Below are 5,057 nucleotides of genomic sequence, written 5' to 3' on the forward strand. Positions count from 1 at the left end.
CAACGGTGAACGGCGGGTGGAAATTGGCCAGCAGGTCCGGCCCTTTCGCGGGTGAACCCGCTCCTACGACGACCTGCGTCCAACCACCGATGCGTATGCAGGAGCGGGCTATCAATGAGCCCAAGGCAGGATCGGAATAGCAGTCACCGCATTCTGCGGGCTGCCTTCGATCATGCGGTCGCTGTAGACCAGGTACACCAGCGTGTTGCGCTTCTTGTCGAGAAAGCGCACCACCTGCATGGTCTTGAACACCAGCGAGGTGCGTTCCTTGAACACTTCCTCGCCATCCTTGAGCTCACCCTTGAAGTTGATCGGCCCGACCTGACGACAGGCAATCGATGCCTCCGCCCGGTCCTCGGCAAGCCCCAAGCCCCCCTTTACCCCGCCAGTCTTGGCACGCGACAGATAGCACGTCACGCCCTCTACCTTCGGGTCGTCGAACGCCTCGACCACAATGCGGTCGTTCGGCCCGAGGAACTTGAACACGGTGGACACCTGGCCGACCTCTTCGGCGCCGGCCAACATCGGCAGCACGCACGCTACCACAGCGATTACGTTCTTCAGCAGGCTCATACCAGCACCAGATTGTCGCGGTGTACAAGTTCCGGCTCGGCACTATAGCCAAGGATCGACTCGATGGCGTCGGACGACTGACCAATGATCTTCTGCGCCTCCAGGGCGCTGTAGTTGGCCAGGCCCCGAGCCACTTCAAGGCCGTCCGGACCGACGCACACCACCATCTCGCCACGACGGAAGCTGCCCTGCACAGTCTTCACGCCAACCGGCAACAAGCTCTTGTTGGCCTGGCGCAGCGCTTGCACGGCACCGGCATCCAGCACCAGGGTGCCACGGGTTTGCAGGTGACCGGCCAGCCACTGCTTGCGCGCAGCGAGCATGCCGCGCTCAGGGGACAGCAAGGTACCCAGGCGCTCGCCCGCCTTCAGGCGGTCCAGTACGCGTTCGATGCGGCCACCGATAATGATGGTGTGGGCACCGGAACGGGCAGCCAGGCGCGCCGCACGCAGCTTGGTCTGCATGCCGCCTCGGCCCAGGGCGCCACCAGTACTGCCAGCTACGGCATCCAGTGAGGGGTCGTCGGCACGGGCCTCGTAGATCAACTGCGCTTCGGGGTTGTTGCGCGGGTCGGCATCGAACATACCATCGCGGTCGGTGAGGATCACCAGCAGGTCGGCCTCGACCAGGTTGGCCACCAGCGCCGCCAGGGTGTCGTTGTCGCCGAAGCGGATCTCGTCGGTGACCACGGTGTCGTTTTCGTTGATCACCGGCACCACGCCCAGATCGACCAAGGTGCGAAGGGTGCTGCGGGCATTCAGGTAACGCTTGCGGTCGGACAGGTCGTCATGGGTCAGCAGGATCTGCGCGGTGTGCTTCCCGTGCTCCCCAAAGCTCGACTCCCAGGCCTGCACCAGGCGCATCTGGCCGAGCGAGGCAGCCGCCTGCAGCTCGTTCATCGCGCTCGGTCGCTTGGTCCAGCCCAGCTGGCTCATACCGGCGGCCACGGCCCCGGAGGAGACCAGAACCAACTCCACGCCTGCCTCACGCAGCGCGACCATCTGCTCGACCCAAACGGCCATTGCACCGCGGTCGAGGCCCTTGCCATCGGCGGTCAGCAGAGCACTGCCAATCTTAACGACCCAGCGCTTGGCGCCCGTCACCTTGCTTCGCATCTTCTTCCAACCTATGTCGAATCTGTAGATACCGTGGATACAAAAACGCCGCTCCAGAGAGCGGCGTTTAGTGTACTGCAACCGATCAGTCGCGCACGTAAATGATTTCCGGACCGTCTTCGTCGTCCTCGAAATCATCGTCCCAACCGTCATCGTCGCCGATGTCGTGCACGCTCTTGACGCCGGTACGACGCAGGGTGCGGGCGTCGTCCAGGGCCTGCAGCTGGGCACGGGCTTCGTCTTCGATGCGCTGGTCGAGGTCGGCCAGCTCTTCGGCGTAGGCCGGGTCGTTGGCCAGGCGGTCGGCGCGGTCTTCGAGGTAGCGCATCAGGTCGTGGCTGAGCTTGTCGGTGCCCTGCTTGGAAATGGCCGAGATCACGTAGACCGGGCCTTCCCACTCCAGACGATCGATCACTTCCTGCACACGTTCGTCACGCTCGTCGTCCATGACCATATCGGCCTTGTTCAGCACCAGCCAGCGCTCACGCTCGGCCAGCGACGGGCTGAAGCGGGTCAGCTCGTTGACGATGACTTCGGCGGCATCGGCCGGGCTGCTTTCGTCCAGCGGCGCGATGTCCACCAGATGCAGCAGCACCCGCGTACGCGCCAGGTGCTTGAGGAAGCGGATACCCAGGCCGGCACCTTCAGAGGCGCCTTCGATCAGGCCGGGGATATCGGCGATGACGAAGCTCTTCCAGCGGTCGACGCTGACCACGCCCAGGTTTGGCACCAGGGTAGTGAACGGGTAGTCGGCGACTTTCGGCTTGGCGGCCGAGACCGAACGGATGAAGGTACTCTTGCCGGCGTTGGGCAAGCCCAGCAAGCCGACGTCGGCCAACACCTTCATTTCCATCTTCAGGTCACGCTGCTCACCCGGTTTGCCTGGGGTGGTCTGGCGCGGCGCACGGTTGGTGCTCGACTTGAAACGGGTGTTGCCCAGCCCGTGCCAGCCACCTTGCGCGACCATCAGCTTCTGGCCGGGGGTAACCAGGTCACCGATCACTTCCTGGGTGGAAGCGTCAATCACGGTAGTGCCGACCGGCACGCGCAGGAACAGGTCTTCACCCTTCTTGCCGGTGCAGTCGGTGCTACCGCCGTTGGAGCCACGCTGGGCTTCATGGTGACGGGTGTAGCGGTAGTCGACCAGGGTGTTCAGGTTATCGTCGGCAATCATGTACACCGAGCCGCCGTCACCGCCGTCACCGCCGTTAGGGCCGCCGTTCTCGATGAACTTCTCGCGACGGAAGCTCATGCAACCGTTGCCACCGTCACCGGCCTTGACCCGAATGGATACTTCGTCAACAAACTTCATTAAAACCGCCTCTCGTCGGCAGACGAGCTGAATGACTCAAAAACATGAGGCTCTTGCAAAAATGAGCGCGGCGGCCCCGTACGACCGTAGAAACCAACGCCGGCAACCCAGACAAACAGCTTTGCAAGAGGCTCACCACAAACGAAAAAGCCCCGTCGCATGACGGGGCTTCTGGAGCGACGTCGCGATTAAGCGGCGACGATGCTCACGTAACGGCGCATGAACTCGCCTTTCTTCTCGAACTTGATCACGCCTTCGATCTTGGCGAACAAGGTGTGGTCCTTGCCCATGCCAACGCCGTAGCCAGCGTGGAATTCGGTACCGCGCTGACGGACGATGATGTTGCCTGGCTTGATAACCTGGCCGCCATACATCTTCACGCCAAGGCGTTTCGATTCTGAGTCGCGACCGTTACGAGTACTACCACCAGCCTTCTTGTGAGCCATGGTTCAATTCTCCAAATAAATTCAGGGGATCTAGGGGATTAAGCCTGGATGCCGGTGATTTTGATCTCGGTGAACCACTGGCGGTGGCCCATACGCTTCATGTGGTGCTTACGACGACGGAACTTGATGATGCGAACCTTGTCGTGGCGGCCTTGCGAAACGACTTCGGCCACTACTTTAGCGCCAGCAACAACTGGAGCACCGATGGTGACTTCTTCACCGTTGGCGACCAGCAGAACGCGATCGAAGGTCACGGATTCGCCAGTGGCGACTTCCAGTTTTTCGATCTTGAGGAATTCACCTTCAGCGACTTTGTACTGCTTGCCGCCGGTAACGATTACTGCGTAAGACATGGTATTTCTCCGATAATCCTGCTCACCCAGCGCTTTATATGATGAGTATTGGCTGGCATGGCTGCACAGGGCTGGAACGGCCCGGCGCAATTGCGTAAGGCAGGTGCTGCCCAGGAAGTTAGGGTGCGCGATTGTACGCAACCGCGGTTTTGCTTGCAAGTGCCGCCCCCGGCCAGCTGGCACCGCGCCTTGACACACCGGGACCCGCGACCTAGCATGCCGCGCAACCTCACTGGAGCAGCCGATGCAACCCCAAACCTTCTACCGCGCGGTGGCTGATGATTTCAGCGCCGTCGACGAGATCATCAAGAAGCAGCTGACCTCGCGCGTGCCGCTGGTATCGAAGATCGGCGACTATATCACGTCCGCCGGTGGCAAGCGCCTGCGTCCCCTGCTGGTACTGCTGTGTGGCAAGGCCCTGGGCCGCGAAGGCGACGACCTGCGCCTGCTGGCCGCCACCATCGAGTTCCTGCACACCGCCACCCTGCTGCACGACGACGTGGTCGACATGTCCGGCATGCGCCGCGGCCGCTCTACCGCCAATGCCCTGTGGGGCAACGCGCCAAGCGTACTGGTGGGCGACTTCCTTTATTCGCGCTCGTTCGAAATGATGGTCGAACTGGGCTCGATGCCGGTCATGCAGATCCTGTCCAAGGCCACCCGGGTGATTGCCGAAGGTGAAGTGCTGCAACTGTCGCGTGTACGCGACGCCAGCACCACCGAGGAAGTCTACATGGAGGTCATTCGCGGCAAGACGGCGATGCTGTTCGAAGCCTCTACCCACAGCGCTGCGGCGCTGGCCCAGGCCACCGACGAGCAGCGCGAAGCCCTGCGGACCTTTGGCGACCATCTGGGCGTGGCCTTCCAGCTGGTCGACGACCTGCTGGACTACAAGGGTGACTCGCAGACCCTGGGCAAGAACGTCGGTGACGACCTGGCCGAGGGCAAGCCTACCCTGCCGCTGATCTACACCATGCGCGAAGGCTCTGCCGAGCAGGCTGCACTGGTACGCCAGGCGATCCAGAAGGGTGGCCTGGAGGATCTGGAGCAGATTCGCGTTGCGGTCGAGGAATCGGGCGCACTGAAGTACACCGCCGAGCTGGCGCGCGATTACGTGAAACGCGCCATCGCCTGCCTCGAAGTGCTGCCTGCCAGTGAATACCGGGATGCGCTGGTTGAGCTGAGCGAGTTTGCGGTCGCGCGTACGCACTGACAGACCGAGTCGCATTCATTCGCGGGCAAGCCCGCTCCTACACCA

General features: G+C 62.3%; 6 protein-coding genes. 1 reads left to right on the plus strand and 5 read right to left on the minus strand.

Going from position 1 to position 5,057, the window contains the following annotated elements:
* Positions 1-111: 111 nt before the first annotated feature.
* The 5 genes from ACF8RA_RS02990 to rplU form a co-directional block, all read right to left on the minus strand.
* On the minus strand, positions 112-573 hold the full coding sequence (locus tag ACF8RA_RS02990; protein ID WP_392514683.1) for a CreA family protein: 462 nt from the start codon (positions 571-573) through the stop codon (positions 112-114).
* On the minus strand, positions 570-1,688 hold the full coding sequence (proB, locus tag ACF8RA_RS02995) for a glutamate 5-kinase (RefSeq protein WP_021784164.1): 1,119 nt from the start codon (positions 1,686-1,688) through the stop codon (positions 570-572). Before proB ends, ACF8RA_RS02990 begins: the two co-directional genes overlap by 4 nt.
* An 85-nt stretch (positions 1,689-1,773) precedes the next feature.
* Complete coding sequence (gene cgtA, locus ACF8RA_RS03000; RefSeq protein WP_176685625.1) at positions 1,774-3,000, minus strand: Obg family GTPase CgtA; 1,227 nt, start codon at positions 2,998-3,000, stop codon at positions 1,774-1,776.
* Between the two features lie 188 nt (positions 3,001-3,188).
* Positions 3,189-3,446, minus strand: coding sequence for a 50S ribosomal protein L27 (gene rpmA / locus ACF8RA_RS03005; RefSeq protein ID WP_003247464.1), 258 nt, complete (start codon positions 3,444-3,446; stop codon positions 3,189-3,191).
* Between the two features lie 38 nt (positions 3,447-3,484).
* Positions 3,485-3,799, minus strand: coding sequence for a 50S ribosomal protein L21 (rplU, locus tag ACF8RA_RS03010; protein ID WP_003247466.1), 315 nt, complete (start codon positions 3,797-3,799; stop codon positions 3,485-3,487).
* A 244-nt stretch (positions 3,800-4,043) separates the two neighbouring features.
* On the opposite strand from rplU, the gene ACF8RA_RS03015 reads away from it, so the two are divergent.
* Positions 4,044-5,012, plus strand: a complete 969-nt coding sequence (locus ACF8RA_RS03015; protein WP_209968080.1) for a polyprenyl synthetase family protein — start codon at positions 4,044-4,046, stop codon at positions 5,010-5,012.
* Positions 5,013-5,057: the final 45 nt, after the last annotated feature.

Source organism: Pseudomonas sp. FYR_5 (genome assembly GCF_043106315.1).
GTDB lineage: Bacteria > Pseudomonadota > Gammaproteobacteria > Pseudomonadales > Pseudomonadaceae > Aquipseudomonas > Aquipseudomonas putida_Y.

Coding starts and splice junctions, on each gene's coding strand:
- proB (WP_021784164.1), bottom strand. CDS start 1,688: ATGCGAAGCAAGGTGACGGGCGCCAAGCGCTGGGTCGTTAAGATTGGC.
- cgtA (WP_176685625.1), bottom strand. CDS start 3,000: ATGAAGTTTGTTGACGAAGTATCCATTCGGGTCAAGGCCGGTGACGGT.
- rplU (WP_003247466.1), bottom strand. CDS start 3,799: ATGTCTTACGCAGTAATCGTTACCGGCGGCAAGCAGTACAAAGTCGCT.
- rpmA (WP_003247464.1), bottom strand. CDS start 3,446: ATGGCTCACAAGAAGGCTGGTGGTAGTACTCGTAACGGTCGCGACTCA.
- ACF8RA_RS02990 (WP_392514683.1), bottom strand. CDS start 573: ATGAGCCTGCTGAAGAACGTAATCGCTGTGGTAGCGTGCGTGCTGCCG.
- ACF8RA_RS03015 (WP_209968080.1), top strand. CDS start 4,044: ATGCAACCCCAAACCTTCTACCGCGCGGTGGCTGATGATTTCAGCGCC.